Origin of the sequence: Oceanimonas smirnovii ATCC BAA-899, from assembly GCF_000381965.1 — a bacterium.
Lineage (GTDB): Bacteria > Pseudomonadota > Gammaproteobacteria > Enterobacterales > Aeromonadaceae > Oceanimonas > Oceanimonas smirnovii.
In genome coordinates this window covers 235,224-261,872 of the sequence record NZ_KB908456.1, presented here as the reverse complement: position 1 = coordinate 261,872, position 26,649 = coordinate 235,224, and the positions used below count along the sequence as shown (strand labels likewise).

28 protein-coding genes and 2 tRNA genes are annotated in these 26,649 nt (G+C 59.0%); 14 read left to right on the top strand and 16 right to left on the bottom strand.

The genetic code is table 11. The features are described 5' to 3' along the window. Positions 1-9: 9 nt before the first annotated feature. Complete coding sequence (locus tag G364_RS0105530; RefSeq protein ID WP_019934160.1) at positions 10-786, top strand: glucose 1-dehydrogenase; 777 nt, start codon at positions 10-12, stop codon at positions 784-786. Here G364_RS0105530 and G364_RS0105525 read toward each other — a convergent pair. From G364_RS0105525 to pspF, 6 genes are read right to left on the bottom strand one after another with little or no spacing between them, the layout of a single operon-like run. Further along, positions 783-1,583, bottom strand: a complete 801-nt coding sequence (locus G364_RS0105525) for a peptide ABC transporter ATP-binding protein (RefSeq protein ID WP_019934159.1) — start codon at positions 1,581-1,583, stop codon at positions 783-785. The two genes, G364_RS0105530 and G364_RS0105525, sit on opposite strands and share 4 nt — an antisense overlap. Next, positions 1,580-2,581, bottom strand: a complete 1,002-nt coding sequence (locus G364_RS0105520) for a peptide ABC transporter ATP-binding protein (RefSeq protein ID WP_019934158.1) — start codon at positions 2,579-2,581, stop codon at positions 1,580-1,582. The genes G364_RS0105525 and G364_RS0105520 overlap by 4 nt, the downstream gene beginning before the upstream one ends. Then, positions 2,581-3,474, bottom strand: a complete 894-nt coding sequence (sapC, locus tag G364_RS0105515; RefSeq protein ID WP_019934157.1) for a putrescine export ABC transporter permease SapC — start codon at positions 3,472-3,474, stop codon at positions 2,581-2,583. The genes G364_RS0105520 and sapC overlap by 1 nt, the downstream gene beginning before the upstream one ends. After that, positions 3,458-4,420, bottom strand: a complete 963-nt coding sequence (locus tag G364_RS0105510; protein ID WP_019934156.1) for an ABC transporter permease — start codon at positions 4,418-4,420, stop codon at positions 3,458-3,460. Before G364_RS0105510 ends, sapC begins: the two co-directional genes overlap by 17 nt. A 2-nt stretch (positions 4,421-4,422) precedes the next feature. After that, positions 4,423-6,021, bottom strand: a complete 1,599-nt coding sequence (locus tag G364_RS0105505; protein ID WP_019934155.1) for an ABC transporter substrate-binding protein — start codon at positions 6,019-6,021, stop codon at positions 4,423-4,425. Between the two features lie 2 nt (positions 6,022-6,023). Further along, positions 6,024-7,022, bottom strand: coding sequence for a phage shock protein operon transcriptional activator (pspF, locus tag G364_RS0105500; protein ID WP_026344718.1), 999 nt, complete (start codon positions 7,020-7,022; stop codon positions 6,024-6,026). Between the two features lie 276 nt (positions 7,023-7,298). On the opposite strand from pspF, the gene pspA reads away from it, so the two are divergent. The 6 genes from pspA (at position 7,299) to G364_RS16855 (ending at position 11,686) form a co-directional block, all read left to right on the top strand. Further along, on the top strand, positions 7,299-7,964 hold the full coding sequence (gene pspA, locus G364_RS0105495; RefSeq protein ID WP_019934153.1) for a phage shock protein PspA: 666 nt from the start codon (positions 7,299-7,301) through the stop codon (positions 7,962-7,964). Continuing rightward, positions 7,964-8,197: an envelope stress response membrane protein PspB gene (pspB, locus tag G364_RS0105490; protein WP_019934152.1), complete on the top strand. Its 234-nt coding sequence runs from the start codon at positions 7,964-7,966 to the stop codon at positions 8,195-8,197. The genes pspA and pspB overlap by 1 nt, the downstream gene beginning before the upstream one ends. Then, positions 8,182-8,577: an envelope stress response membrane protein PspC gene (pspC, locus tag G364_RS0105485; RefSeq protein ID WP_019934151.1), complete on the top strand. Its 396-nt coding sequence runs from the start codon at positions 8,182-8,184 to the stop codon at positions 8,575-8,577. The genes pspB and pspC overlap by 16 nt, the downstream gene beginning before the upstream one ends. Continuing rightward, the gene (locus tag G364_RS0105480) at positions 8,574-9,977 is read left to right on the top strand and encodes a YcjX family GTP-binding protein (RefSeq protein WP_019934150.1); all 1,404 of its coding nucleotides are present in this window, start codon (positions 8,574-8,576) and stop codon (positions 9,975-9,977) included. The genes pspC and G364_RS0105480 overlap by 4 nt, the downstream gene beginning before the upstream one ends. Continuing rightward, complete coding sequence (locus G364_RS0105475; RefSeq protein WP_019934149.1) at positions 9,974-10,972, top strand: YcjF family protein; 999 nt, start codon at positions 9,974-9,976, stop codon at positions 10,970-10,972. The genes G364_RS0105480 and G364_RS0105475 overlap by 4 nt, the downstream gene beginning before the upstream one ends. Before the next feature lie 72 nt (positions 10,973-11,044). Further along, positions 11,045-11,686 carry a tellurite resistance TerB family protein gene (locus G364_RS16855; protein WP_026344717.1) on the top strand — a complete coding sequence of 214 codons (642 nt, stop codon included), beginning with the start codon at positions 11,045-11,047 and terminating at the stop codon, positions 11,684-11,686. Here G364_RS16855 and G364_RS0105465 read toward each other — a convergent pair. Then, positions 11,679-11,754 (bottom strand) — tRNA-His (locus tag G364_RS0105465). The genes G364_RS16855 and G364_RS0105465 overlap by 8 nt on opposite strands. A 7-nt stretch (positions 11,755-11,761) precedes the next feature. Next, positions 11,762-11,838, bottom strand: a tRNA-Arg gene (locus tag G364_RS0105460). A 147-nt stretch (positions 11,839-11,985) separates the two neighbouring features. On the opposite strand from G364_RS0105460, the gene folD reads away from it, so the two are divergent. Further along, positions 11,986-12,843, top strand: a complete 858-nt coding sequence (gene folD, locus G364_RS0105455; protein ID WP_019934148.1) for a bifunctional methylenetetrahydrofolate dehydrogenase/methenyltetrahydrofolate cyclohydrolase FolD — start codon at positions 11,986-11,988, stop codon at positions 12,841-12,843. Between the two features lie 15 nt (positions 12,844-12,858). Further along, positions 12,859-13,686: an ion transporter gene (locus tag G364_RS0105450; protein ID WP_019934147.1), complete on the top strand. Its 828-nt coding sequence runs from the start codon at positions 12,859-12,861 to the stop codon at positions 13,684-13,686. A 59-nt stretch (positions 13,687-13,745) separates the two neighbouring features. On the opposite strand, the gene G364_RS0105445 is transcribed toward G364_RS0105450, so the two are convergent. The 3 genes from G364_RS0105445 to cysS form a co-directional block, all read right to left on the bottom strand. After that, complete coding sequence (locus G364_RS0105445; RefSeq protein ID WP_019934146.1) at positions 13,746-14,144, bottom strand: hypothetical protein; 399 nt, start codon at positions 14,142-14,144, stop codon at positions 13,746-13,748. A gap of 228 nt (positions 14,145-14,372) precedes the next feature. Further along, positions 14,373-14,657, bottom strand: coding sequence for a hypothetical protein (locus tag G364_RS0105440; protein ID WP_019934145.1), 285 nt, complete (start codon positions 14,655-14,657; stop codon positions 14,373-14,375). Positions 14,658-14,735: 78 nt separating this feature from the next. Continuing rightward, a complete protein-coding gene (gene cysS / locus G364_RS0105435) occupies positions 14,736-16,115 on the bottom strand; it encodes a cysteine--tRNA ligase (protein ID WP_019934144.1) in 1,380 nt (459 codons plus the stop codon). A gap of 635 nt (positions 16,116-16,750) precedes the next feature. Here cysS and G364_RS0105430 point away from each other — a divergent pair. From G364_RS0105430 to G364_RS0105420, 3 genes are all read left to right on the top strand, one after another. Further along, on the top strand, positions 16,751-17,248 hold the full coding sequence (locus tag G364_RS0105430; RefSeq protein WP_019934143.1) for a peptidylprolyl isomerase: 498 nt from the start codon (positions 16,751-16,753) through the stop codon (positions 17,246-17,248). A 66-nt stretch (positions 17,249-17,314) separates the two neighbouring features. Further along, a complete protein-coding gene (gene lpxH, locus G364_RS0105425; RefSeq protein ID WP_019934142.1) occupies positions 17,315-18,031 on the top strand; it encodes a UDP-2,3-diacylglucosamine diphosphatase in 717 nt (238 codons plus the stop codon). A gap of 174 nt (positions 18,032-18,205) precedes the next feature. After that, on the top strand, positions 18,206-18,544 hold the full coding sequence (locus G364_RS0105420; protein ID WP_019934141.1) for a diacylglycerol kinase: 339 nt from the start codon (positions 18,206-18,208) through the stop codon (positions 18,542-18,544). Between the two features lie 27 nt (positions 18,545-18,571). On the opposite strand, the gene G364_RS0105415 is transcribed toward G364_RS0105420, so the two are convergent. Genes G364_RS0105415 through G364_RS0105400 form a run of 4 tightly spaced genes read right to left on the bottom strand, consistent with a single transcriptional unit; the run spans position 18,572 to position 22,506 of the window. Further along, positions 18,572-19,258: a response regulator gene (locus tag G364_RS0105415; RefSeq protein WP_019934140.1), complete on the bottom strand. Its 687-nt coding sequence runs from the start codon at positions 19,256-19,258 to the stop codon at positions 18,572-18,574. Next, a complete protein-coding gene (locus G364_RS0105410) occupies positions 19,255-20,562 on the bottom strand; it encodes a DUF4118 domain-containing protein (RefSeq protein ID WP_019934139.1) in 1,308 nt (435 codons plus the stop codon). Before G364_RS0105410 ends, G364_RS0105415 begins: the two co-directional genes overlap by 4 nt. Beyond that, positions 20,549-21,871 (bottom strand): TrkH family potassium uptake protein, encoded by a 1,323-nt coding sequence (locus G364_RS0105405; protein ID WP_019934138.1) that lies wholly within the window; start codon positions 21,869-21,871, stop codon positions 20,549-20,551. The genes G364_RS0105410 and G364_RS0105405 overlap by 14 nt, the downstream gene beginning before the upstream one ends. Next, a complete protein-coding gene (locus G364_RS0105400; protein WP_014292015.1) occupies positions 21,850-22,506 on the bottom strand; it encodes a potassium channel family protein in 657 nt (218 codons plus the stop codon). Before G364_RS0105400 ends, G364_RS0105405 begins: the two co-directional genes overlap by 22 nt. A gap of 374 nt (positions 22,507-22,880) precedes the next feature. Here G364_RS0105400 and G364_RS0105395 point away from each other — a divergent pair, with 374 nt between their 5' ends. Both G364_RS0105395 and G364_RS0105385 read left to right on the top strand, forming a co-directional pair. Then, positions 22,881-24,092, top strand: coding sequence for a M24 family metallopeptidase (locus tag G364_RS0105395; RefSeq protein WP_019934137.1), 1,212 nt, complete (start codon positions 22,881-22,883; stop codon positions 24,090-24,092). A gap of 206 nt (positions 24,093-24,298) precedes the next feature. Continuing rightward, positions 24,299-25,762: a sodium:solute symporter family protein gene (locus G364_RS0105385; protein WP_019934135.1), complete on the top strand. Its 1,464-nt coding sequence runs from the start codon at positions 24,299-24,301 to the stop codon at positions 25,760-25,762. Positions 25,763-25,791: 29 nt separating this feature from the next. On the opposite strand, the gene G364_RS0105380 is transcribed toward G364_RS0105385, so the two are convergent. Further along, positions 25,792-26,649, bottom strand: coding sequence for a LysR substrate-binding domain-containing protein (locus G364_RS0105380; RefSeq protein ID WP_019934134.1), 858 nt, complete (start codon positions 26,647-26,649; stop codon positions 25,792-25,794).

Here is a 26,649-nt window from a genome sequence, read left to right as displayed (position 1 = left end):
GGAGCACATATGAAACCTGCTGAATTATTTGATCTGAGCGGCAAAGTGGCCATTATTACCGGCGGTGCCAACGGCATTGGCAAGGGCTGCAGCAAAATGCTGGCGGCGTTTGGTGCCAGCGTGGTGGTGGCGGATCTCAAGCTGGAAGCGGCTGAAGCCACTGCAGAAGAAATTCGCAAGGAAGGTGGTAAGGCGCTGGCGCTGGCCTGCAACGTCACCAAAGACGAAGAGCTGGTCGCCCTGGTGGATAAGACGCTGGCGGAATACGGCCAAATTAATATTTTGGTGAACAATGTGGGCGGCGGCGGTGCCGGCCGTGAAAGCCCTGCCACCCTTACGGTGGAGCAGTTTGCCCGCACTTTTGAGCTGAATGTGTTCAGCAACTGGCGGCTGGCCCAGCTGTGTGCGCCGCACATGGAAAACGCCGGCTACGGCTCCATCATTAATATGTCGTCCATGAGCTCCATCAACAAAAGTCCGGCCATCAGTGCCTATGCCTCGTCCAAGGCTGCCATTAACCATATGACCGCCAACCTGGCCTTTGACTACGGACCAGCGGGCATTCGCGTGAACGCCGTGGGCCCGGGAGCTGTGCGTACCGATGCACTGGCCTCGGTGCTGACCCCGGAAATTGAGGCCAGCATGCTGGCACACACGCCGCTCAAGCGGCTGGGCGAGGCGGAAGACATTGCCGGTGCCGTGCTCTACTTTGCGGCACCCATTTCTCGCTGGGTGAGCGGCCAGACTTTGTTTGTAAACGGCGGCGGGGTGCAGACCCTGGATTAACCGGTGGCTGGCTGCCAGCGGTATTCGTTGTTATAACTCTGCAGCAGGCGCTCTGCCTGCTCGCTTTGCGGGTTGTTCAGCACCTTGTGGCTGGGGCCCGCTTCCACCACATTGCCTTCGTGCATCAGGATCACCTGATCACTGATATGGCGTACCACCCCCAGATCGTTGGCCACCAGCACATAAGACAGCGCTAGCTCGTCCTGCAGGCTCAGCAGCAGGTTGATGATCTGCGAGCGTACCGAAATATCCAGGTTGGAGATGGCCTCGTCCGCCACAATAATATTGGGGGAGAGGATCAGCGCCCGGGCCAGGGCCACCCGCTGTTTTTGTCCGGTAGAAAACATTTGCGGATAAAAGTGAGTGTGCTCTGCCAGCAGGCCCACCATGCGCAGTGTGTCTATGATCAGCGCTTCCCGTTGCTCGGCATCAAGCGCTGTGTTCAGTAACAGCGGGGCTTCCAGGATCTGACCAATGCGGCTGCGGGGGTTAAGCGCCGTGTTGGGATCCTGAAAAATCATACGAATAAGCTGACAGCGCTTTTTATAGTCATGGGCTTCAATTTTTTCGCCGTTGATAAAAATGCTGCCCTGGGTGGGCGGCAGTACCCCCGCCAGCACCTTGGCCAGGCTGCTTTTACCCGAGCCGGCATCGCCCATCAGCGCCAGGGTCTGGCCCCGCTCCAGCGTGAATGACAACGGATAGAAAGCAGTTTTTACTGTCTTGCGAAACAGTCCGGTATGGTTCACGTAAACCTTGCTCAGATTATCCACTTTCAGCAACGGTGCCTGACTCATTTCTTTTTATCCTCTGGCATATTAAGAGGAAAGTGGCAGTAATAGCTTTGTCCCTTATAGCGCGACAGGGGCGGGGCTACCACGCAGTGGCGCTGGGCCCGGGGGCAGCGGGGCCCCAGCCGGCAGCCAATGGGCAGGCTCTGCAGTGGCGGAATCACGCCGGGCAGGGTATTAAGCCGTGACTTGTGGGGCAGGGTGCCATCCAGATCCGGCATCATGCGCAGCAGGGCATCGGTGTAAGGATGATGAGGCCGGGACAATAACTGGTCCCGCGGGCCCGACTCCACCGCCTGACCGCAATACATAACGGTAATATTGTGAGTGAGCCGGGCAAAGCTGGTGATGTCGTTGCCAATCAGCAAAATGGTGGTGCCCGACAGCTTGTTAACCCGCTCCAGCAGCCGGAAAATCTGCGCCTGATTGGTGGCCTCCATGGCGTTGGTGGGCTCGTCGGCCACCAGCAGCTTGGGCTCGTTGGCAATGGCCATGGCAATCATCACTTTCTGGCATTCGCCGTCGGAGAGCTGAAACGGATAGGCGTTCATAATCATCTTATGATCCCGAATGCCCACCCGGTGCAGCAGGCCAATGGCCTGATTGCGCCGCCAGTGCCAGCGCTGCCACCATTTTCCGCGAAAACTGCGGGACGGAATGGCTTCCACCAGCTGGGCACCAATTTTCTCGGACGGATCCAGGCTGGCGGCCGGCTCCTGAAAAATCATGGCCATGTCCCGGCCCATCAGCAGCCGCCGCTCTTTGGACGACAGACTCTGCAGATCCACGTTATCCAGATACATGCGATCGGCGGTCACCCGCCAGGTGTCTCTGTCGATACCGGCGATGGTCTGGGCCACCAGGCTCTTGCCTGAGCCCGACTCGCCCACCAGACCACGAATTTCGCCATGGGCCAGGGTGAGGCTGAATTTATCTACCGCCTTGACCATGCCCTGAGGTGTATCAATTTCAATGGTAAGATTGCGAATATCCAGCAGCGGCATCAGTCCATTACCTCATTAATGGCCTGGCGCAGGCCTTCTCCCACCATGTTCACCACCAGCACACTGAACAGTATGGCCAGTCCCGGCAATGTCACGGTCCAGGGGGCCAGAAACACCAGATCCATGGCATCCGACAACATGGCCCCCCACTCCGGCCTTGGCGGCTGGGCACCCAGCCCAAGAAAGCCCACGGCGGTAATATCCAGAATGGCCGCCGACAGCGCCCGGGTGGTCTGGCTTATCAGGGTATCGCTTAAGTTGGGCACTATGCCAAAGCGCAGAATGCGCCAGGCGTTGGCTCCGTCGAGTCGAATGGCGGTGATATATTCCTTTTGCATTTCTTCCGACACCGCATTGTAGGTGGCGCGAATATATTGCGGGATCAGGGCCAGGGTAATGGCGATAAGCGTGTTGAACAGACCCGGCCCCAGAATGGCCACAAAAATAATGGCCAGCAGCAAAGACGGAATGGACAAAAGGGTATCGAGCAGATGATTGAGAATGCTGGCCTTCAGGCCCCGGCTCATGCCGCCGAGAATACCGATGGCAGTACCGAATAGCATGGCCACGGCAACAATCAATACCGCATTGCCAAAGGTCAGCCGGGCACCATTGATCAGCCGTGACAGCATGTCCCGGCCCAGATCGTCGGTGCCGAGAAAAAAGTCTACATTGCCATGGTCAGACCAGGACGGTGGCAGCAGCAGTGCCTGACTGAACTGCTCATAAGGGGCATAGGGTGCCAGCCAGGGGCCGATAAGAGTAAAGACGCATAAAATACCCAACCCCCACAGGCCGATCATGGCCAGAGTGTTCTGGCGAAACAGCTGCCAGGCCCGCTCCCGGGGGGAGCGCACCTGCAGCTCGGGATAGATGTTAGCCCTGGCTGGCATAAATGGCTTTCCTTCTGCTGGGGTAGATCAGGGTTGAGAGAATATCCATGCCCACACTGGCCACTATGGTAAAGGTAGCAATGGCCAGGGTGCCGCCCTTGATGGCGGCATAGTCCTGCAGGGAAATACTGGTAACCAGCCAGCGTCCCAGTCCGGGCCAGTCAAATACAATTTCGGTCATCATGGCTGAGGTCAGCACAGTACCGAACTGCAGCCCCAGGGTGGGAATGGCCATGGGAAAGGCATTGCGCAGGCCGTGACGCAGCACCACATGAGTATCACTGAAGCCCTTGGTCAGGGCGGCACGAATATAGTTTTGCTTCAGCACTTCCAGCAGGGCGCTGCGAATTTGGCGAATCACTTCGGTGGTGGGCACGATGGACAGCACCAGTGCCGGCAGCACAAGGTGGCGCAGGGCATTGAGAAACGACTCCCAGCGGTGAGGATGCTCGGTGAGCAGTGTGTCTATGGTCATGATGCCGGTGACCGGGCGAATTTCATACAGCAGGCTGAGCTGACCCGATACCGGCAACCAGCCCAGATGCAGGGAAAACAGCATGACCAGCAGCAGCCCCAGCCAGAACACCGGTACCGAATAGCCCACCAAAGTACCTGTCATGATCAGGGTATCCTGCCAGCAGCCCTGACGAATGGCCGCCAGTGTGCCCAGGGGGACTCCCACTGCCAGCGAGATAATAAAGGCGGCCAGACACAGCTCCAGGGTGGCGGGAAAATACTGCCCCAGGGCCCCCAGCACCGGCAGGCCGGTGGCACTGGAAATGCCGAAATCACCTGCCATCAGTGCCTGTAAAAAACGCCAGTAGCCGTGCCAGAAATCGCTGTTGCCCTGCTGCAGCAGCCGGAACTCCAGCCCGTAGGCAATCAGCGTCAGCAACACCAGTGTGCTTATCAGCAGGTTTAAACGTCGCAGCAAGTAAATCAGCATGGCTACTCCTTGTATGCCCGGTAAAGCACCACGCCGCCATAGGGCTGCAGTTGCAGGCCTTTTACATTGTGCCGGTGAGCCTGCAGCTTGAGGGTGTGATTAAGGGGAATAAGCGGCATATCCTGATACACAATTTCCTGAGCGTTGTGATAAAAGCCGATGCGCTGGCTTAAGGTGGGGGCAGTAAGCGCGGCCGACAACTGATGTTCAAACAGCGGGTTACACCAGCGGCTGGCATTGGTGCCACCGGCAATGGCCTGACAGCTGAGCAGGTTATGCAGCATATTGTCGGGATCCGGGTTATCCGCCGACCAGCCGGTGAGCACCGCATCCTGCTCACCGGTCTGCAGCTCCCGGCGCAAAATTTGCTCTTCCAGGTTTTGCAGCCGCACGGTAATGCCCAGCTCCCCCAGCCGGCGCTGAATAAGCTGGCCGGTTTTCAGGCCGTCGGGGTTATAGCTGCGACTGCCGGCCGGCACCAGCAGCGTCATGGTAAAGCCGTTTTGCAGGCCTGCCTGTTCCAGCAGCCAGCGGGCGCGCTCTGCATCGGGCAGAGGCATTAAAATATTGGGATCATAACCCCAGGATACCGGTGGCAGCACCGACTCGGCCTGAGAGCCGATACCAAAATATACCGCCTGCAAAATATCATCGCGCGACAGCGCCAGGGCCAGCGCCTTGCGCACCCGCACATCATTAAAGGGGGCTTTTTGGGTGTTCAGCGCCAGCACAGACACATTCATACCGGTGGCCTGATCCAGCACCAGCTCTTTGTGCTGCTTAATCACTGATATCTGACTGGCCCCCGGATGCGCCATCACATCGCACTCGCCGGTAAGCAGCTTGGCCAGCCGTTTGGACGATTTGGGTGTGATATCAAACACCAGCTGATTCAGCGCCACATTGCCCCGCCAGTAGCCTGAATGGCGGTAATAACGAATAAAGTCGTCAATGCGGTACTGGGCCAGATAAAAAGGCCCTGTGCCCACGGGCTTCTGATCTATCAGCTCGGGCGTGCCGGCTTCAAGCAGCTGAGCGGCATATTCTGCCGACAAAATTACGCCATAGTCGGTAGCCAGACTGGTAATAAAAGAGGCATTGGGCCGGCTCAGCACAAACTCAACTTGCCGCGGGCCAAGGGCCCGCACGTCGGTGACCAGTTCACTCAGGCCTATGCTGTCGAAAAACGGGTAATGGCCGCCGCTGAGGCTGTGAAAAGGATGATTGTTATTGATCAGCCGCTGATAGCTGAACACCACATCGTCGGCATTCAGTGGCCGCGTGGGGGTGAACCAGCGCGTGGTATGGAACTGAACCCCCGGGCGCAGGGTAAAGCGATAGCGCAGGCCGTCTTCGCTTCGTTCCCAGTGAGTGGCCAGGGCCGGCATGGGTTGCAGGTTGTCGGGGTTGATATCAAGCAGGCGGTCGTAAAGCTGATGAGCGGTGGCATCCAGAGTCTGAGTGGACGCGGCCAGTTGCGGGTTAAAGGTAAAAGGCGCACCTTCTGCACAGTAAAGCAGGCTTTCCTTTACCAGTTGTTGGTCACTGTCATCACATCCTGCCAGCAGCAGGGCAATCAGCCAGCATAGCCAGTAACGCATGTTCAGTCCTTTTGTGAGGCCGTTGTGACCACGGCATGTTTGCGCAGCAGGCCACGCAACTGATGATAACTCAGCCCCAGCAGACTGGCGGCTTCGCGCTGATGATAACGGGCCTGTTTTAGTGCCTCTTCCACCAGGCTGCGCTCTTCGGCGGCCAGGTGCGCTTTCAGATCCAGCGGCGACCGGCGCGTCGAAGCGGGATCCGGTTCCGGCTCAGCCTTTGGCTGCCAGGGCGAGGCAAAGGGGTCCAGACATAATTGCTCCAGCGGCTGTTCAGGCTGGCGCTGGCGACACAGGCTGCGCTCTACCGCGCTTTTCAGCTCGCGCACATTGCCCGGCCAGTCGTGCTCCAGCAGCTGCCGGCGGGCAAGGGGACCAAAACCTGCAAACAGGCTGTGGCCCAGCTCGGCGCACCATGTTACCGCAAAGTGCTCGGCCAGATGCAGCAGATCACCATCACGGGCCCGCAGGGGCGGCAATGTAATCACATCAAAGGCCAGTCTATCAAGCAGATCGGCCCGAAATTCGCCTTTTTTGACCAGGGCGGGCAAGTCCTGATTGGTGGCGCACAGCAGGCGCACATTGACCCGCACCGGCTGGCTGCCGCCCACCCGCTCAAATTCGCCGTATTCAATCACTCTCAGCAGCTTTTCCTGCACGCGAGGACTGGTGGTGGCCAGCTCGTCCAGAAACAGGGTGCCGCCGTCGGCCCGCTCAAAGCGGCCCGCATGGCGCTTTTGTGCGCCGGTAAAAGCACCGGCCTCATGGCCGAACAGCTCGGTTTCCAGCAGGCTTTCTGCCAGGGTGGCGCAGTTGATGGACACAAAGGGCTGCTGCCAGCGTGAAGACAAATAGTGCAGCCGGTGCGCCACCAGCTCCTTGCCGGTGCCGCGCTCGCCCACCACCAGTACCGGCCGGTTTAACGGTGCCAGCCGGGACACTTCATCCAGTACCCCCAGCAGGGCGTTGGACTGACCAATCAGTTCGGTATCCATATTTATACTGCCTTTATGCCGTCATTCCGGCGAAGGCCGGAATGACGGCCCACTGTAGGCCCCAATTTATTGGGGCAAGCCAAAAGCCGGATCTGCAGAGGCCACTTAATATACACGCGGCGAAATTTGCCAAATAATAGCCTTTTTAACCATTTTCTGCCAGGTGTCACATTTGTGTGGAAAATAATTTATGTTTAAAAACAGGGTGTTACTCTCGTTTTGATGGCTGGCACGGAACTTGATAGGTAAAGTCTGTTATCAATACTCCACAGGAGACAGGCAATGAGCATCTTTTCAAGAATGGCCGATATTATTAATGCCAACCTCAACTCGCTGCTCGACAAGGCAGAAGACCCGGAAAAAATGGTGCGGCTGATCATTCAGGAGATGGAAGACGAGCTGGTGCGCGAGCGCTCCAGCCTGGCCCGCATGCTGGCCGAGAAAAAGGACTTGCAGCGCCAGATTGAGCGCCATCGCGAGCGGGTGGAAGAGTGGCAGGGCAAGGCCGAGCTGGCGCTGACCAAGCAGCGGGAAGATCTGGCCCGGGCCGCGCTGTTGGAAAAGAAAAAGCAGAGCGAGCTGCTCACCGCTCTGGAGCAGGAATGCGGCCTGGTGGAAGAAAGCATGGCCAAACTGACCGATGCCATCAGCCGGCTGGAAGCCAAACTGGGTGATGCCCGTGCGCGTCAGCAGGCCATGCAGCTGCGCCAGCAAAGTGCCCAAAGCCGCATTAATGTGCAAGAGCGGGTGCGTCGCAGCGAAAACTCGGAAGCAATCGACAAATTTAATCGCATGGAGCGCAAAATTGACGAGCTGGAAGCCCGCGCCGACCTTTATAGTCAGAGCAAGGGGCTGGAGCAGGAGTTTGCCGAACTGGAAGTGGACGACACCATCAGCAAGGAGCTGGAACGGCTCAAGGCGAAAATGAATAACACCAAGGAGCAGTGATGAGCGAACTGGCCTGGGCCCTGGTGGCCCCGTTAAATATCTTTTTGTTTCTGGTGGTGCCGGTGTGGCTGGTGCTGCACTATCGCAGCAAGCGCCGGCTCGATGAAGGGCTGGACGACAATGCCCGTCAGCGCCTCGACAAGGCGCTGCAACAGTCCGAACAGCTGGCCGAGCGGGTAGAAACCCTGGAACGGTTGCTGGATCAGGAGGTGCCCGAATGGCGTCGACGTTAATTAATCTGTACCGCGACAAGCGTAACGGCAAGCTGGGAGGCGTGTGCGCCGGCATTGCCCGCCGGCTGGAAGTGGAGCCCTGGCTGATTCGCGTGCTGGCCATTACCGGTTTGCTGTTTACCAGCTTTATGACACTGGTACTTTATATTGCCGCCTGGCTGCTGCTGGATGATATGCCTCATGAGCAGCAGCCCGATACCGGCAGAGAGCATGTCAAAGCCGCCGGCTGGCGCTCGGGGCTGGCTCCCCAGGAGGCGCTGACCCGGCTGGAGCAGCGGCTGGAGCGGCTGAATGGCCGGGTGGCCACCATGGAGCGGTTAATTACTTCCGGTGAGTTTCGTCTGCGACGACAATTTAACGACTTGCGCGAGGATAAATGAGCAATACAGCCCTGCGCCAGTGGCGCAACAAGGCGGAGTCCTGGGTGCAGCGGGGGCTGGACAAGCGCCTGCGGCTTGCCGTGACCGGGCTCAGCCGCAGTGGTAAAACCGCTTTTATTACCAGCCTGGTAAATCAGCTTGAGCACGCCGGGCTGGATGCCCGTCTGCCGCACTGGCCGCCGGCGGCAGAGGGCCGGGTGCTGGGCAGCCAGCGGGTGCCGGGCCGGCATCATCATGTGCCGGCCTTTGGTTATGAGGCAGCGCTTGGCCAGCTGGCGCAAACGCCGCCGGTGTGGCCCGAGCCCACCCGCGGCATCAGTGAAATGACCCTGGCCATTCGTTATTGCCCCAAAAACCGTATTAAACGCCGGCTGCAGGATACCGCTACCCTGTATCTTGAGCTGGTGGATTACCCCGGTGAATGGCTGCTTGATTTGCCCTTGCTGTCCATGAACTACGCCCAGTGGAGCGCCCAGCAGCGTGAATTATTGCAAACGCCGGCGCTGGCCAACCTGGCTCACCCCTGGCTGAGTGCCGGTGAGGCCATTACTCCCGACAGCCCCGCTGATGATGCCGTGCTGGGCCCGCTGGCGGCGGCCTATACTCAGTGGCTGCACGACATCAAGCGCGAATGCGGTGCTTATCTGGTACAGCCCGGCCGCTTTATTCTGCCCGGTGAATATCAGGGCGCGCCCATGCTGCAGTTTGTGCCCTGGGTGTGGGGTGAGGTGCCCGCAGGGCTGAACGAGCAGCATCACTACGGCATGATGGAAACCCGTTTTGAACATTATAAAAAACATCTGGTGGCCGGCTTTTACCGGGATCATTTTGCCGGTTTCGATCGCCAGATAGTGCTGGTGGACTGCCTGAGCGCCCTGAACCGCGGCCCCGACAGCTTTGCCGATCTGAGCCGGGCGATAAACGCTATTGTGCAGAGCTTTGATTACGGCAAAACCGGCTGGTGGCGGCGGCTGTTTGCGCCGCGCATCGACAAGCTGCTGTTTGCCGCTACCAAGGCGGATCATCTCACGCCGGATCAGCATGGCCGTTTAACCCGGTTGCTGGCCACACTGGTGCGCGGCGGCCACCGTCATGCCCGCTTGTCCGGCATCGATATAGAAACCCTGGCGCTGGCCTCCATCAAGGCCACCACCAGCGGAGAAGTAAGCCATAACGGTGAGGCCATTCCCGCCCTGCAGGGCCACCGGCTGGATAACGGCGAGCCGGTGACCCTGTATCCGGGCGAGGTGCCAGACACTGTACCCGACGCAGCCTTTTGGCAACATCAGGGCTTTGACTTTACCGGTTTTGCGCCGCCGCCCTGGCAGCCGGAGCAACCGCTGCCTCATTTGCGCCTGGATCGGGCGCTGGCCTTTTTACTGGGAGACAAACTCGCGTGAGCCTGAAGAGCAAAGTGATTCTTGACCAGCCCCTGCATATCAACCAAAGCGAGCCGCTGCGGGGCAGCCAGACACTTAACGATGACGATTTTCTGGAAGCCGATGCGCCACTCGAGGGCCCGGCCGTGGTGCTGCAACCCAAACGCCGGCACCGGCTGTGGTGGACCGCGGTCAGTCTGATCATCACTCTGTTGCTGGTGCATTCGGGCATTTCCTTGTGGCAGACCTGGCAGGAAAGCCAGTGGCTGGGGGCGGCCTGGAGTGTGGCACTCTTGCTGCTGGCGCTGGCCGCCGGTGGCAGCCTGTGGCGCGAGCTGGTGCGGGTGCGCCAGCTGGAGCGGGTATCCAAACAACGGTTGCAGGCCGAGCAGTTGTTAAGCACAGACGGCCATGGTCAGGCCAAGGGTTTCTGTGAGCAGATGGCCCGGGCCAGCGGCCTGGAGCACAGCGATGCCTTTGCCAAATGGCAGGCAGGGCTGACCGGTGACGAGCAGAACAACGAGGTGCTGAGCCTTTACAGCCGGCAGGTGCTGGCCACACAGGACCGGCAGGCCAGAGCCAGGGTACTGAAGTGGTCCGGTGAGGCGGCGGTGATGGTGGCGGCCAGCCCCCTGGCAGCGGTAGATATGTTACTGGTGCTGTGGCGCAACCTGAAAATGATTGAAGACATTACTCAGTGCTACGGCATTCGCCTGGGCGCACTGAGCCGGCTGCGGCTGCTGAAAAGCGTGCTGCATCATATGCTCTATGTAGGCGTATCGGAAGCAGCCATGGACGCCGGCATGGACTTGCTGGGGCTGGAGCTGGCCGGCCGGCTGTCGGCCCGGGCCGGGCAGGGCGTGGGGGCCGGTTTGCTGACCGCCCGCCTTGGCCTGCAAACCATGGACCTGTGCCGTCCTGTGCCCTGGCAGGGGGACGAGAAAAAACAGCTGGGCGGCATACGCCGTGCGCTGGTAGATAAGGTGGCTAAACTGCTGAGTAAAAACAGTGAATAGGGAGTTGTAGTCACGTAGTTGGGATGAGCGAAGCAAATCCCAACATGTCAGTAAAAAACAGGAGAACCATTAATGGATGCAGAAAAACTGATGAAAAAGTTTCTGGGCGGCTCGTCCGGCTTTGGCAAGGGAGCGGCCACCGGTGGCATTCTCGGGGCCGTGCTGGGCAGTAAAAAGGGCCGTAAAATGGCCGGCAGTGGCATTAAATATGCCGGTCTGGCGGCAGCGGGCGTGATGGCCTGGAAAGCCTACCAGAGCTGGCAGCAGGGCAAACAGCCCGAGCAGGCGGCACCGGTGCAGCGGGAGGATTTTCAGCGAGTGGATCCGCGCTTTTCACCCACGGCCCCGGCCGCCGGCGGTGAGCCGTTCCAGTTGTCGCTGATGCGCGCCATGATAGGGGCAGCCAAGGCGGATGGTCATGTGGATGCCACCGAGCAGCAACGGATTTTTGAGCAGGTAGAGCAACTGGGGCTGGCCGCCGATGAAAAGGCACTGGTGTTCGATATGCTCTCGGCAGAGATCAGTATTAATGACATTGTCGCTTCGGCAAAAGGGCCTGAGCAGGCGGCAGAGCTGTATCTGGCATCACGGCTGGTGATGGATCCCGATGAAGCATCGGAGCGGGTATGGCTGGAAGCGCTGGCGCACAGGTTGCAGTTACCGGGTGATTTGGTGGCACATCTGGAGCAGCAGGCAAAACAGGAACTGGGGTGACCGACGGGGCTCGAACCCGCGACAACCGGAATCACAATCCGGGACTCTACCAACTGAGCTACGGTCACCACAAAATGGCGCGCCCTGCAGGACTCGAACCTGCGACCATCCGCTTAGAAGGCGGATGCTCTATCCAGCTGAGCTAAGGGCGCATGTTGTCTGCATGGCAGGCAACGGGGCGGCATAATACCGGCTTGAGACCCCATGGTCAACGGCTTTATCGCACTGGGGGTTGCTTATCAAACCCCTGAAAAAATGCGACAATTGCCGCAGGTTTATAAAGGTGAGAAATAACGCAGATGTCAGCTCAAATAATCGATGGAAAAGCGATTGCACAGGCGGTGCGCAATCAGGTGGCCGAGCGCGTGGCCGCCCGCAAAAGCGCCGGAAAACGGGCCCCGGGCCTGGCAGTAATACTGGTGGGAGCCAACCCTGCCTCTCAGGTATATGTGGGCAGCAAACGCCGTGCCTGTGAAGAAGTGGGCTTTATCTCCAAGTCGTACGACTTGCCCAGCGAAACCACAGAGCAGCAATTGCTTGAGCTGATTGACGAGCTGAATGAAGACTCGGCCATAGACGGTATTCTGGTACAACTGCCGTTGCCGGCACACATTGATTCTACGCTGGTGGTGGAGCGGATTCATCCGCACAAGGATGTAGACGGCTTTCACCCCTACAACGTAGGCCGTCTGGCCCAGCGCATTCCGGCCCTGCGCCCCTGCACGCCCAAGGGCATCATGACCCTGCTTGAGCGCAGCCACATTAAAACCCACGGCCTGAATGCCGTTGTGGTGGGGGCCTCCAATATAGTAGGCCGCCCCATGACCCTGGAGCTGCTGCTGGCGGGCTGCACTACCACTACCTGTCATCGTTTTACCGACGATCTGCAGGCTCAGGTTTCCCGGGCCGATCTGCTGGTGGTGGCCGTGGGCAAGCCCAACTTCATTCCCGGTGACTGGATCAAGCCCGGTGCCGTTGTGATTGATGTGGGTATTAACCGGCTGGAAGACGGCCGCCTGGTGGGCGATGTGGAATATGCCGTGGCGGCCGAGCGCGCCGGCTACATCACTCCTGTGCCCGGTGGTGTGGGCCCGATGACGGTAGCGTCACTGATTGAAAATACTCTCATCGCCTGCGAGCGCTATCACGACAATTAATGCAGGAGTGCCTGAATGAAATGGTTGAACAAGGACGTTCTTTATACCGTTATTTTTGGCACTGAAACTCCTGCCGGGCGACGCTTTGATCTCGCTCTGATCCTGGCCATATTGCTGTCTATGGTGGTGCTGTTGCTGGATTCCATCGGCAGCATACGGGCGCAATATGGCCCTGTGCTTTATTGGCTGGAATGGGCCTTTACCCTGCTGTTTACGCTGGAATTTGCGCTGAGGGTTTATTGCGCCCAGAGCCGGCTGGGATATTTGCGCAGCTTCTACGGCATTATCGACCTGTTGGCGGTGTTGCCTACCTATCTTGCCATTTTAATGCCCGGTGCCAGCTTTTTGCTGATGGTGCGTCTGCTCAGGGTTCTCAGAGTATTTCGCGTGCTCAAGTTGCTGCGTTATGTAGATGAAGCCAATTTGCTGCTGCGTTCGCTGAATCAGAGCCGGCGCAAGATACTGGTATTTTTCAGCACTCTGTTTATTCTGGTGACTCTGTTCGGCTCGCTGCTCTATGTGGTGGAAGGGCCGGAGAATGGCTTTACCAGCATTCCCACCAGCATCTACTGGGCTATTGTCACCATTACCACGGTCGGCTTTGGCGACATTACGCCGCAAACCTGGCTGGGCCGCGGCATTGCCGCCGTGACCATGCTGATGGGCTACGCCATTATCGCCGTGCCTACCGGTATTATTACCGCCGAGCTTGGCCGGGAAATGCGCAAGGAGTACTCACGCCGGCACTGCCCGCAGTGCGATCGCAGCGGCCATGAACGGGATGCGAAGTTCTGCAATCATTGCGGGGCCGAGCTGGAGCCGCAGAGTGTCAGTGAAGCATGAAAGTGAATATAAAAAAGGGAGCCATGGGCTCCCTTTTGGTTTTCGATGCAGCGTTGTGCTTACTGCTCGCTGTCTTCCATCAGTTCATTTACTTTGCGCTCGGCTTCGTCGGCGGCTTCAGCCATGGCATCGGCGGCGGCATCGGCCTGCTCTTCAGCGGCGTCAGCGGCGTTGCTCAGGGCGTCACCGGCAGCGTCGGCCTGCTCTTCAGCGGCAGCAGCGGCGTTGTCCAGGGTTTCATCCGCAGACTCACCCAGCTCTTCCAGTGTGCCTTGTTCTTCCATACCCAGGGCTTCCTGAGCGTCGTCAGCGGTTTGCTCGGCCTGCTCCTGAACCTGCTCTACGGCATTATCCACTTTTTCGCCGGCTTGCTCGGCGGGGCCCTGGTTATCACAGGCGGCAAGGCCAAAGGTGGCAACGGAGGTAAACAGTAAAACATTCAGCAGTGACTTGTTCATATTTTTCTCCCTGTTCTTTTTGCAAGGTGCGGAACATCCGCTTGGTGTTGACATAAACAGTAATAGCTCATGACCGACAACAGCAATAGCCATGCAATTCCATTAATGCTGCCGCTTTCCATTAAAACTCTTTTTAAATCAAAAGTTAACAGGAAAAAGCGAAATAGACTGACGCAATAAAATTAACTACGCCCGTTCATCATATGACGAAGTCTGTCTTTAAGTGAGTTATTTTGGTTCGGCAGTGGCGTCGAGAATGGCGTTGAGCTTATTCTCTGCCTCTTGAGATGCCTGCTCCACAACCTCTTGATGATGTTTTTTCTGCTGCTCAATAACCTCAGGCTCGGGTTGGGCTTCTGCAGGCAGGACAGGAGCTGCCTCGGAATGAAATCCGTTTTCTACCACTTCATCAATATGATCGCCCACATCGGCAGCAGGTCCGGGGCCCTGCGTATCACAACCGGACAGCAGGCCCAAAAACACACCAAATACACACAAGGTTAATTTTTTCATCGCAGACTCCAGTTGTATTTATTAAACCTATAAAGGCACCACATGGGTGCCTTTAAAATTAATTTCAACCGTCAATGGTTATTTTCTGCGCCAGCGGGTGCCTTCCGGGCCGTCTTCCAGCACTATGCCCATGGCGGTGAGCTGGTCCCGGGCGGCATCGGCGGCGGCCCAGTCCTTGCTCTGGCGGGCGTCGAGCCGGGCCTGGATCAGGCGCTCAATCTCGGCCACCTCGTCGTCAGCCCCGCTGTCACCGCGCAAAAAGGCCTCGGGCTCCTGAGCAAGCAGGCCCAGCACGCCGGCCAGTTCGCGCAGGCGGCCACCCAGGCCGGCGGCTACTGCGTCGTCCTTGCCTTTCTGGCGGTTGATTTCACGGGCCAGATCAAACAGTACCGAGTAGGCTTCGGGGGTGTTGAAGTCGTCGTTCATGGCGGCATTAAAGCGGGTAATAAACTCTTCACCACCGGCAGCAGGCGCTTCGGGCAGATCCCTGAGTGCGGTATAGAGCCGTTCCAGGGCGGTGCGCGCCTGCTTCAGGTTTTCGTCCGAGTAGTTGAGCTGGCTGCGGTAGTGGCCCGACAGCAAAAAGTAACGAATGGTCTCGCCGTCGTAATGCTCCAGCACATCACGAATGGTAAAGAAGTTGCCCAGCGACTTGGACATTTTCTCCTGATCCACCATCACCATGCCTGAGTGCATCCAGGTGTTGACGTAGGGGCTGTGATTGGCGCAGCAGCTCTGGGCGATTTCGTTCTCGTGGTGGGGGAACTGCAGATCCGAGCCGCCGCCGTGAATGTCGAAGTGTTTGCCCAGATGCTTGCCGTTCATGGCCGAGCATTCAATGTGCCAGCCCGGACGACCCGGCCCCCAGGGCGACTCCCAGCTCGGCTCGCCGGGCTTGGACTGCTTCCACAGCACAAAGTCGAGGGGATTGCGCTTGGTCTGCTCCACTTCCACCCGGGCACCCGCCTGCAGTTGCTCCAGGTTCTGGCCCGAGAGCTGGCCGTACTCGGCAAAGCTGTTCACTTCAAACAGCACATCGCCGTTGTCGGCCACATAGGCATGACCGTCTTTGATCAGGGTTTCCACCATATTAATGATTTCAGGAATATGGCCGGTGGCCCTGGGCTCGATATCGGGCCGGGCAATGTTGAGAGCGTCAAAGTCTTTATACATTTCGCCGGTCAGGCGCTCGGTCAGCGCCTGCCAGTCTTCGCCGTTTTCGGCGGCGCGTTTAATGATTTTGTCGTCAATGTCGGTGATATTGCGCACAAAAGTCAGGTCGTAACCGGCATGGCGCAGATAGCGGGTAACCACATCAAAGGCCACAAAGGTACGGCCATGGCCGATATGACAGAGATCGTAAATGGTGACACCACACACATACATGCCGACCTTGCCGGGCACCAGGGGTTTGAATTCTTCTTTTTGACGGGTAAGCGAGTTATATATTTTCAGCATGTTTCAGTGTCTTGGTGGTGGTGAATGGTCAATAAAGTCTGCCGTATTGAACCGTTTATGGCCAGCGGGTGCAAGTGCGGCTGTGGTGCTGCAATGCGAAGCATCAGTGCGGTTGTGATGTTGGTATCGTTTGCAGAGCAGTGCGCTCACGTCGGGCAAGGCGCACTACTTCTCCGGCACGCCGTGAATACCTCCCTGTAGGCTCCGTTGCGCCATCCATGGCGCAAAGGGCACGGCGAAGCAGCTGCCCCTTGCCCTCCACGCCTGACTGCAGACAGCGCCGATATCGCCCAAAGCAGCAGTGGGGATTGCCGAAGCCGACCGTCAAATGCCATGGCCGAAAAATTGCTCCTGCATTTTCGGCATTTCCGCCATCCATGGCGGTCAGATGCATTTGACGAGCGTCCATGGGGCGAGCTTGCTCGCCGTGACGAAGTAAAAATGCCTGACCGAACATTGAGTATGTTCGCAGCAGGTATTTTTAGTGAGTGGCCTTCTTCGAAGTGTGTCGGCGGAGTGCAACCGCACTGATGCTTCGCATCCCGTACTTGCAGCCAAGAGTCCGCCGGGGGTTCGCTAACGCCGTCGCTTGCGCTAAACTCGGCATCTGAACTTTAACACTCGGAAATATGAACATGGTTACACTGCACACTACCTACGGCGATATTACTCTTCAGCTGTTTGCCGACAAGGCACCGGAAACCGTTGCCAACTTTCTGCAATACTGCCGCGATGGTCACTACGACAACACCCTGTTCCACCGGGTGATTGACGGTTTCATGATTCAGGGCGGCGGTTACGGCCCGGGCTTTGAAGAAAAAGAAACCCGCGCGGCCATCAAGAACGAAGCCGACAACGGACTGACCAACAAGGTAGGCGCCATCGCCATGGCCCGCACCATGGAGCCGCACTCCGCCACTGCTCAGTTCTTTATTAACGTGAACGACAACGACTTTCTGAACTTTAAGTCCGCCACCACTCAGGGCTTTGGCTACTGTGTGTTCGGTGAAGTGAGCGAAGGCATGGACGTGGTGAACAAGATCAAGGGCGTGGCTACCGGCACCCGCGGTTACATGCATCAGGACGTGCCGGTAGATGATGTGCTGATCACCGGCGTGACCGTGAGCGAATAAGTCATATCGCACTGTGTTGCAATGCCCGCTACGGCGGGCATTGTTGTGTCTGAATCCGGATTTTTTATGCCTCATACCCTGTTTATTGCCGATCTGCATTTAAGCCCCGGCCGCCCTGATATTACGGCGGCCTTTCTGGCCTTTATGGAAACGGAAGCATCGAAGGCCGATGCCCTTTATGTGCTGGGGGATCTGTTTGAATTCTGGGTGGGCGACGACGAACCCAGCGAGCTGAACCGGCAAGTGGCGGCGGCGTTCAGGGCCTGCCGTGCTCCTGTGTATTACATTCACGGCAACCGGGACTTTATGATAGGCCGGCGCTTTGCCGCCGAGGCCAACATGACGCTGCTGCCCGAGCACAAGGTAATTGATCTCTACGGCACGCCCACCCTGATTATGCACGGCGACACCCTGTGCATTGATGACGCCGGCTATCAGCGTTACCGCCGCATTACCCGGCTTCGCTGGCTGCAATGGCTGTTTCTGCGTCTGCCGCTGACAAAGCGACTGGGCATTGCTGACGGCATTCGCGGCAAAAGTGCCGAGGCCAAGCAGGATAAAAGCATTACCATCATGGATGTGAACCAGGGCGAGGTGGAGCGGCAAATGCGCAAGGCCGGGGTGCAGCGGCTGATCCACGGTCATACTCACAGACCCGCCATTCACGATCTTGAGCTGGACGGCCGGCCGGCCCGGCGTATTGTGCTGGGCGACTGGTATACCCAGGGCAGCGTGCTACGGGTAACCCCCGAGCGTGCCGAGCTTTGTACGCGGCAGTTGTAGCTGCCGCTTTAGCTGGCAGGGCCTGTGCAACAGGCCAGGATATAGGGTGACCTGCAGATTTGCGCCGGCTAAAGCGGCGCCTACCGCTCGAATACATCATGAGCAAGTATGTCATCCGGCAACCAAGACACCTGAGGAGTCTTTATGAAACCGGGCAAAACAGGAATACGGCGAATGATTGCGGCCCTGGGCTATTCCCGCCAGGGGCTGGTGAGTGCTTATAAAAACGAGGCGGCTTTTCGTCAGGAAGTGTGGCTGGCGCTGGTGCTGGTGCCCTTTGCCTTCTGGCTGGAGCTGCCGCTGGCTCATACCCTCTGGCTGGTGGCAAGCCTTGCCATGGTATTGGTAGTGGAGCTGCTTAACTCTGCCATTGAGGCAGTGGTTGACAGAATCGGTCCCGAGCATCACGAGCTGGCGGGCCGGGCCAAGGACACCGCCTCGGCGGCGGTGCTGCTGACCCTGCTGCTGGCGATCTTTGTCTGGGTCATGGTGCTGGCCGAGCATGTCTTTTGAATACGGCGGGGTCGCTGACCGCGGCGCTCAGGGCACCACCAGCCGGTAGCCGATGCCCGGCTCGGTGAGCAGAATGCGGGGATGGGCGGGCTGGGCTTCCAGCTTCTGGCGCAGCTGGGACATGTGTACCCGCACGTATTCGTGGTGCTCCACATGGGCCGGCCCCCAGACCGCGCTCAGGATCTGGCGGTGGGTCACCACCTTTTCCGCGTGGCGCAGCAAAAACAGCAACAGCTTGTATTCGGTGGGGGTCAGGTGCAGCGGCTCGCCTTCTTTGCACACCCGCCGTGCTGCCGGATCCACGGTAATTTCCCCCAGTTGCAGGGGCAGCTCGGCATCCCGCCCCGGGCGGCGCAGGGCCACCCGGATCCGCGCCAGTAACTCCTGGGCACCGAAGGGCTTGGTCAGGTAGTCGTCGGCACCGGCGTCCAGCGCCTCCACTTTTTCTGCTTCCCGCTCCCGGGCCGAGATCACGATCACCGGCATGGCGGACCAGGCCCTCAGCTCGCGCAGCAACGCCACTCCGTCCATGTCACCCAGGCCCAGGTCGAGCAGCACCAGATCCGGGGAGCGACCACTCAGGCAGCGCAATCCCTCGGCGCCGCCGGCCGCTGCCGTGACCCCGTAGCCGTGGCTGCGCAGCAGGGTCTGCAGGAAACGGGTCATGGAGACATCGTCTTCAATGATCAGAATATGGGGCAGAGGGGCTGTCATGACTGCGTTCTCCAGGCGGGCCAGACCAGGTGGCTGACGGTCACCCGGGCGTCGTCATCCTCGGTCAGATAAAAGGAACCCTGGTGCCAGTCGGCCACCGCCCGGCAGATGGGCAGGCCCAGGCCGGCGCCGCCATCGCCCCTGGGCTTGGCCGGCCGGACCGGTTTGCCGTTGGTCAGGATGAAATCGTAAAGCTCGCCGTGCCAGCGTCCTTCCAGCCGGTAGGGAGGCAGGCCGTGGCGCACCGCGTTTTCCAGCATGTTGGCCAGGGCGATTTCGAGCAGGGTATCGTCACCGTGGATGGGCACCTTGTTGTCGATATCTATGTCGAAATGCACGGGGTCGAACAGGTTGCCGCGCCGGCGCAGGGCGGCGCTGACCACTTCTTCCGGCATCAGCGCCTGGGCGACAACCATATCCTGACGCTGCACCCGATTGAGCTCCATCACCTTGTCGAAGTGACTGCTGAGTACCCGGCTCTGCTGATAGATGGCTTCGGCAATTTCCCGGTATTCCTGCTCTTCAAGACGTACCTTGGGATCTGCCAGCATGCTGGCGTTGCCCATGATGCTGGCCAGCGGAGTACGCAGATCGTGGGACAGGGAACGCAGCAGGGCGTTTCGGCCGCTGGCCAGCTCCGCCTCCAGCCGGGCCTGCTGCTCGGCCCCGGCCAGCCGGGCCCGGGTCAGGGCCTGGCCCAGCAGCGAGGCCGCCACCCGCAGCAGGGTGCGGTTGGCTCGGTAAGGAGCGCTGGCACAGCACAGGTAGGCGACCACCTGCTGTTTATCGGATACCGGCAGTGCCTCGCCTGCTGCCGGCGGCTTGAGGGCAATGCTGACCGGGCTCCCCAGCCGGCGGGTCAGCAACTGGGTCACGAACCCGTACATGGCCTCGGGCCGGCCGTGCCCGGGCAGGCCCCGGGCCAGCAGAAACATGCCCCTGAGCTGGCGCAGCAACTGGCGCACCCGCTCCAGCCGGCCGCGTAACTGGCCGCTGAGCCGGCTGATCAGCAGGCCCACCGCCAGCATCACGGCGAAGGTAAGCAGGTAATCCAGGTTGTGCACGTGCAGGGTGTAGTAGGGCTCGACGAAGAGCACATCGAACAGCAGCACGCTCAGCACCGTGGCCAGGCTGGCGCGGCGGCTGCCCTGGCGCACCGCTATGATTGCCACCACCAGCAGCAGCGCCATGGCGATGTCGGTGGTGGTAAGCCAGCCCCGTAGCGGCAGCAACAGCACCACCGCCAGCAGAGGCCCGCCCAGGCTCGGCAGCCAGGGCGGCAGGCGTGGATTATCCCAGAGCAATACGGCCTCCCGCGTAGCGCAGCGGACGCTCCGGGTTGCCCGCCAGGGCGGTAAACAGATACACCGGGCTCAGCTTGCCAATCATCATGACCGCCATGATGAGCACTTTGCCCCCCGGACTCAACTCCCCGGTCATGCCCGTCGACAGCCCCACAGTGCCCAGTGCTGAGATCAGCTCGAAGATCATCGAGAAGGGATCTGCCCCGGGCATCAGGTAGAAGGCCAGCAGGGTCACCAGCAGCAGCAGGCTCAGGGTGATCACCAGAATGCCGGCGGCCCGCAGCATGTACTCCACCCCCAGCATGCGCCCCAGCATGCGGGTTTCGGTGCGGCCCTGCAGGGCCGCCACTACCCCGGTGATCAGCAACACAAAGGTGGTAACACGTATGCCACCGGCGGTGGAGCCGGGGCCGGCACCGATCACCATGTTGAGCATCAGCCAGCTCTGGCCCGCCGGGCTCATGGCGGCAATGTCCAGACTGTTGAAGCCGGCGGTGCGGGCGGAGGCATTCTGAAAAAAGGCGTGCAGCAGGCGCTCCCGCCAGCCCAGCCCGGCCAGGCTGTGATTGTGTTCGAACAGCAGCAACAGCAGGGTGCCCACCGCCAGCAGGGTCAGGGTGGCCCACAGCACCAGCCGGGTATGGACGCTGCGGCAGCGGTGCAGCACCAGCAGCTCGAACAGCACCGCAAAGCCCAGGCCGCCGACGATAAAGCCCGCCGCGTGGGCCAGCACCATCCAGCCCGGCGACACCGACATCAGCGAGTCGCCGAACAGGGCGAAACCGGCGTTATTAAAGGCCGACACCGCATGAAACAGGCTGATGCCCAGGCCCTGCGGCCAGCCCAGCAGTGGCACCCAGTGCAGGGCGAATAGCACCGTCAGTACCGATTCTACCCCCAGGCTGAACAGCAGGGAGAAACGGAGCACATCCGGCAGCCGCAGATCCGGCCCCAGCTGCCAGAAGGAGCTGAGCATGGCCTGGTTGCGCAATCCCACGCTGGCGTTGAACGACAGCATGGCAGCCGCCCCCAGGGTCATGTAGCCCAGGCCGCCGAGCTGGATCAGCAGGCCGATGATGGTCTGGCCCAGGGCCGAATAGTCGCTGCCGGTATCCACCACCACCAGGCCGGTGACGGTAACCGCCGATACCGAGGTAAACAGGGTGTCGAGCCAGCTCACCGGGTTAATTCGGGCTGCGGGCAACAACAGCAACAGGCTGCCGGCCAAGGCCAGCGCCAGGTAGCCCTGCAACAGCAGCAGTGCCGGCGAACTCAGCCGTTTGTGGGTCAGGACAAGGCGCGCAGACATGCTTCCAGTGACTCCGTTTCGGCCAGCAGCAGCAGCTTGTCACCCGGTTGCAGGCGGGCACTCTGGATCATCTGCTCGGGCTGGTAATCCTTGTAGCGGGTCATGCCCAGCAGCTGGACATGGTGACGGCCGAGCAGGCCCACCAGGTTGCGCTCAAGGTGACTGGCATTGACTTCCAGCTCCGCCACCACCTGGCCGGTGGACAACCCCTGGCGGGTCAGCAGCTCGGGATGGCCCAGCCAGGCCGCCACCATCTCGCCCATGGCCTGCTCCGGGTTAATGGCCCGGCTCACGCCCATCTTCTGTGCCAGCTTGTGGTGATAACTGTCGCGAGTTTTGCACCAGATTGCCTCGACCCCGGCCTCCTTCAGGTTGAGGATGGTGATCAGACTGCTCTGCAGATCGGTGCCGATGGCCACCACCACCGCGAAAAATTGTCGCCAGTCGATGCTGGCGATCACCTTGGGATCGGTGCCGTCGGCGATAATGGCCTCGGCCACATCATCGGCGATGGCATGCACCCGCTCCTGAGCCGAGTCTATTGCCATTACCTCCAGACCGGCGCCCCGCGCCGCCCGGCAGAAGGCGGAGCCGAAGCGGCCCAGGCCGATCACCGCAATACGTTTTTTTGCCATGGTTGAAGTCTCCGTAAGCCATAACTCAAGCCTATTACGAGCCCTGTCAAAAGGGTGTTTAGAATAAGGAAGCAGATATAAAGAAAATATAAAGAAATGCAGCGCGCCAAAAAAAAGGCTTCAAAAGAAGCTAATTATCAAGTTCATACTGAGTTAAAAGTTGTTTAAATGTGACGCTTGATAGGTTTTTGTCAATAAGTGATGGCGGTTTTAGTTTCATTTAAACAAAGCATTAACAAAGAAAATGGCCGGATTTGAACTATTCATTTCTGTTATGGCCGCTTTCTTTCTAGCATCAGGGTCATGCGCTCATCAGCCAGTTTCGGTGCGCAGTTAACCACTCTGTTACCAAGCCAGAAGGAAGGAACCTTATCATGCAGATGCCCAACACCCTGACCATTCCCAACGGTGAAAAAGTCCGCGGCATGTTTTCCGAGGCGGAAATGCGTTCCCGCCAGCAAAAGTTGCGCCAGTACATGGCTGGCAACGATGTAGACGCCGTACTGTTCACCTCTTATCACAACATCAACTATTTCAGTGATTTTGTGTACTGCCGGTTTGGCCGGGACTATGGTCTGGCGGTGACCCAGGACATTCACACCACCATTACCGCTAACATAGACGGCGGTCAGCCTTACCGGCGCAACGCCCTGGGTGACAACCTGGTATATACCGACTGGCAGAAAGACAACTTCTTTCGTGGTGTGCAACAATTGATTGGCGGTGCCCGCCGGGTGGGGGTGGAATTTGACCACCTGAGCCTGCAGAACCTCGACAAGCTCAAGGCCGCTATGCCGGACGCCGAGTTCGTGGACATTGGCCTGCCCACCATGAAGATGCGCATGATCAAGTCGGCGGAAGAAATTGCACTTATCAAGCAGGGTGCCCGGGTGGCGGATGTGGGTGGTGCCGCCATTCGTGACGCCATTGGCGTGGGCGTGCCGGAATACGAAGTGGCGCTGGCCGGCACTCAGGCCATGGTGCGCGAAATTGCCCGCACCTTCCCTCATGCCGAGCTGATGGACACCTGGGTGTGGTTCCAGTCAGGTATTAATACAGACGGTGCTCACAACCCGGTGACCAGCCGCAGAATTGAAGCCGGCGACATTCTCAGCCTGAACACCTTTCCCATGATCGGTGGCTACTACACGGCGCTGGAGCGGACCCTGTTCAGCGAGCACGTCTCCGACCGTCATCTGGAGCTGTGGGAAATCAACTGCAAGGTGCACCGTCGCGGGTTAGAGCTGATCAAGGCCGGCAACCGCTGCTGCGACATTGCCGCCGAGCTGAACGAAATCTTTGCCGAGCACGATGTGCTGCAGTACCGCACCTTTGGTTACGGCCACTCTTTTGGCACCCTGAGTCACTACTACGGCCGCGAAGCGGGCCTGGAGCTGCGCGAAGACATTGAAACCGTGCTGGAGCCGGGGCATGTGGTCTCCATGGAGCCGATGATCATGCTGCCGGAAGGCCTGCCCGGTGCCGGTGGCTATCGTGAACACGATATTCTGGTGATCAGCGAAAGCGGTGTGGAAAACATCACCCGCTTCCCCTTCGGCCCCGAGCACAACATTATCAAGGGCTGATGAACAGCAGGCTCACTCTCCAGGGTGGGCCTGCTTTGTTTTAGGAGGTAGAAGTTATGTTAATTGAATCCTGGACCATGGAGTGGTTTGCCTTTCTTAACGCCATCATTCTTGCCTGGGCCGCCCTGGCCTATGTCTACCGGGAATACGTGCGCAAGCCCTGCCGCTGATCTGCACCATAACCAAACGACCAAAGGGAATTTGTGATGGAAAATTATTCATTTCTGAACTGGGCCCTGTTGCTGGGCTCCTTCGGCGTTCTGATCCTGATCGGCTGGCTGTCCAGCCGGGTAGTTAAAGACAGCGATGAAACCGGCTTTCTGGTGGCTGGCCGCAGCCTGGGCCCCTTTGTGGGGGCGGGCACCATAGTGGCCACCGGCTTCAGTGGCTGGGGCTTTATGGGATCGCCCGGCGTGGCCTATGAGTTTGGCTCGGTGGAAGTGCTGGGCAATTTCTTTTTTGCGCCGGCCATGGTGATTGCCGTGCTCTATTTTGCTCATTTTCTGCGCCGGCGCGCCGATGAGCTGGGCAGCTGCACCATTCCGGAATATGTGTCTCAGGTGCATGGCGGCGGCCAGAAACTGGAGCGGCTGGTAAAAGGTGTGGCTGCGGTGATCACCATAGTGCTGCTGCTGGTGTTTCTTACCAGTCAGATCAAGGCGGTGGGGCTGCTGGGGGCGTCCTGGCTGGGCATTACCCTGACCGAAAGCGCATTGCTGATGATCTCGGTGATCATCCTTTACACCATGCTCGGTGGCCTGGCTGCCGTGGCCTGGACCGACACCCTGATGGTGGCGGGCATGGGCATAGGCGCTCTGGTGATGATGGTGCAGATTTTTACCGACATCAGCCTTACCGACATGATAGACAGGCTCAATGCCATTGATCCGGAGCTGCTCAACCCCACCACCTCGGATCCCTACGGCGACAGCAAGGGCTCGGTATTTCTGGTGCTGCCCTATGCCTTCCTGTTTACCGCCGTGCTGCCTTACATGGCGGTGCGTTTTCTGGCGTTCAAGCCGACGGTAAAAATGCACCATGTGGCCATTTGGGTGGCACCCATGGGTTGCTTGCTGAGTCTGGTGCCCATAGTGGGCATGTATGTGCGGGTGGCGCATCCTGAGCTGGCGGAAGCGGATCAGGCCATGCCGGTGTATCTGGCCAAGTTTCTGCATCCGGCGCTGGCGGGCATTATTACCCTGTTTATTCTGTTTGCCATGAAGTCCACCGCCAACTCGCTGCTGCACACCGTATCGAGTGCGGCGTCTCACGATCTGCGCACTGCGCTGTTTCCCGAGAGCAAGGCCTCCGGTGCCCGTATTTTGTGGATAAACCGCATCTGGGTGGCCATTCTGGGCTTGGTGGGCTTTTTAATGATGCTGTATGCACCGCCCTTTATGCTGTCCTGGCTGGGCATTCTCGGCTCCGGCACCCTGCTGGCGGTGATGATAGGCCCAGTGTTTATCTCGTCCTTCTGGCAGGGTAACGGCTATGGTGCCCTGGCGGCCATGTTCACCGGCCTGGTCACCAGCGGCAGCTTTTTGCTGTTTACCGAGGTGGGCTGGGTGGAAGGGCCGCTTTATGGTTGTCTGGCGTCTTCTGTCATCTATATCACAGTGAGCAAGCTGACCCAGTCTGCCCCGGCAGGAGCCATGGCCCGCAGCTGCTGAGTGGTTTGCAGGCCGGGGTTATTCCCGGCCTACAAGGTGTTCAGCCCCTGCTTAAGATAATCCAGCAGCATTTGGCCCGCCGGGCTGAGGCTGCTGTTGTTATAGCAAAAACCGATGGAAACCGTGCCCAGATCCGGGCAGTGAGCAAAGCGGGATGAGGCTTCCAGCCCCTCGGGCACGGTACTTTTAGACAGCACACTAATGCCAAGACCTGCCTTTATGGCTGACTGAATGCCCAGCAAGCTGGACGAGCTGTATACCACCCGCCAGGGCAGGTTGGCTTTGTTCAGCGCATTAATAATGGTACGCCGGTACAAACACCCCTTTGGGTAAAGAATAAGGGGCAGTGGCTGGTCAGCCGAGAGCAGTATATTGCTGTTGCGCACCCATACCAGCGGCTCGGTAATGTAGTCGGTCAGCTGATGCTGCTCGGGCCGGCTTTCTTCAATGGCCATGACCAGGTCATAGGCCCCTTTTTTATAATCACTGAGCAGGTTGGCACTGATATCACTGCTTACATCCAGCGTTACCCCCGGATAAGACTGCGCAAAGCGCCCAAGGGTGGTAGCCAGAAACGACACCTCAAAATCATTGGGAATGCCAAGGCGCACGGCACCACTGACTCTGGGCGTGCTCAGGCGGGAAATCAACGTATCGTTCAGATCCAGCATACGCTGAGCACAGGTCAGCAGCAGTTGGCCTTCTTCGGTCAGTTGCAGGCCCTGACCACGGTTGAACAGTTTTACGCCCAGCAGCTCTTCCAGCCTCTTCATCTGCAGACTGACTGCCGGCTGAGAGCGGCCCAGCCGTTCACCGGCGGGAGTAAAACCGCCCAGCTGATTAATGGTAACAAAGGTGCGCAGCAAATCCGTTGGCAGGTTCTTCAT

What these genes read in the sequence shown, in the direction of transcription:
- pspA (WP_019934153.1), top strand. Translation starts at nt 7,299, where the DNA reads ATGAGCATCTTTTCAAGAATGGCCGATATTATTAATGCCAACCTCAAC.
- G364_RS0105450 (WP_019934147.1), top strand. Translation starts at nt 12,859, where the DNA reads ATGAAATGGTTGAACAAGGACGTTCTTTATACCGTTATTTTTGGCACT.
- G364_RS0105385 (WP_019934135.1), top strand. Translation starts at nt 24,299, where the DNA reads ATGGAAAATTATTCATTTCTGAACTGGGCCCTGTTGCTGGGCTCCTTC.
- sapC (WP_019934157.1), bottom strand. Translation starts at nt 3,474, where the DNA reads ATGCCAGCCAGGGCTAACATCTATCCCGAGCTGCAGGTGCGCTCCCCC.
- G364_RS0105505 (WP_019934155.1), bottom strand. Translation starts at nt 6,021, where the DNA reads ATGCGTTACTGGCTATGCTGGCTGATTGCCCTGCTGCTGGCAGGATGT.
- G364_RS16855 (WP_026344717.1), top strand. Translation starts at nt 11,045, where the DNA reads ATGGATGCAGAAAAACTGATGAAAAAGTTTCTGGGCGGCTCGTCCGGC.
- lpxH (WP_019934142.1), top strand. Translation starts at nt 17,315, where the DNA reads ATGCCTCATACCCTGTTTATTGCCGATCTGCATTTAAGCCCCGGCCGC.
- G364_RS0105520 (WP_019934158.1), bottom strand. Translation starts at nt 2,581, where the DNA reads ATGCCGCTGCTGGATATTCGCAATCTTACCATTGAAATTGATACACCT.
- G364_RS0105480 (WP_019934150.1), top strand. Translation starts at nt 8,574, where the DNA reads ATGAGCAATACAGCCCTGCGCCAGTGGCGCAACAAGGCGGAGTCCTGG.
- pspC (WP_019934151.1), top strand. Translation starts at nt 8,182, where the DNA reads ATGGCGTCGACGTTAATTAATCTGTACCGCGACAAGCGTAACGGCAAG.
- G364_RS0105380 (WP_019934134.1), bottom strand. Translation starts at nt 26,649, where the DNA reads ATGAAGAACCTGCCAACGGATTTGCTGCGCACCTTTGTTACCATTAAT.
- G364_RS0105395 (WP_019934137.1), top strand. Translation starts at nt 22,881, where the DNA reads ATGCAGATGCCCAACACCCTGACCATTCCCAACGGTGAAAAAGTCCGC.
- G364_RS0105420 (WP_019934141.1), top strand. Translation starts at nt 18,206, where the DNA reads ATGATTGCGGCCCTGGGCTATTCCCGCCAGGGGCTGGTGAGTGCTTAT.
- folD (WP_019934148.1), top strand. Translation starts at nt 11,986, where the DNA reads ATGTCAGCTCAAATAATCGATGGAAAAGCGATTGCACAGGCGGTGCGC.
- G364_RS0105415 (WP_019934140.1), bottom strand. Translation starts at nt 19,258, where the DNA reads ATGACAGCCCCTCTGCCCCATATTCTGATCATTGAAGACGATGTCTCC.
- G364_RS0105440 (WP_019934145.1), bottom strand. Translation starts at nt 14,657, where the DNA reads ATGAAAAAATTAACCTTGTGTGTATTTGGTGTGTTTTTGGGCCTGCTG.
- G364_RS0105405 (WP_019934138.1), bottom strand. Translation starts at nt 21,871, where the DNA reads ATGTCTGCGCGCCTTGTCCTGACCCACAAACGGCTGAGTTCGCCGGCA.
- G364_RS0105530 (WP_019934160.1), top strand. Translation starts at nt 10, where the DNA reads ATGAAACCTGCTGAATTATTTGATCTGAGCGGCAAAGTGGCCATTATT.
- pspB (WP_019934152.1), top strand. Translation starts at nt 7,964, where the DNA reads ATGAGCGAACTGGCCTGGGCCCTGGTGGCCCCGTTAAATATCTTTTTG.
- G364_RS0105525 (WP_019934159.1), bottom strand. Translation starts at nt 1,583, where the DNA reads ATGAGTCAGGCACCGTTGCTGAAAGTGGATAATCTGAGCAAGGTTTAC.
- G364_RS0105510 (WP_019934156.1), bottom strand. Translation starts at nt 4,420, where the DNA reads ATGCTGATTTACTTGCTGCGACGTTTAAACCTGCTGATAAGCACACTG.
- G364_RS0105430 (WP_019934143.1), top strand. Translation starts at nt 16,751, where the DNA reads ATGGTTACACTGCACACTACCTACGGCGATATTACTCTTCAGCTGTTT.
- G364_RS0105400 (WP_014292015.1), bottom strand. Translation starts at nt 22,506, where the DNA reads ATGGCAAAAAAACGTATTGCGGTGATCGGCCTGGGCCGCTTCGGCTCC.
- G364_RS0105445 (WP_019934146.1), bottom strand. Translation starts at nt 14,144, where the DNA reads ATGAACAAGTCACTGCTGAATGTTTTACTGTTTACCTCCGTTGCCACC.
- cysS (WP_019934144.1), bottom strand. Translation starts at nt 16,115, where the DNA reads ATGCTGAAAATATATAACTCGCTTACCCGTCAAAAAGAAGAATTCAAA.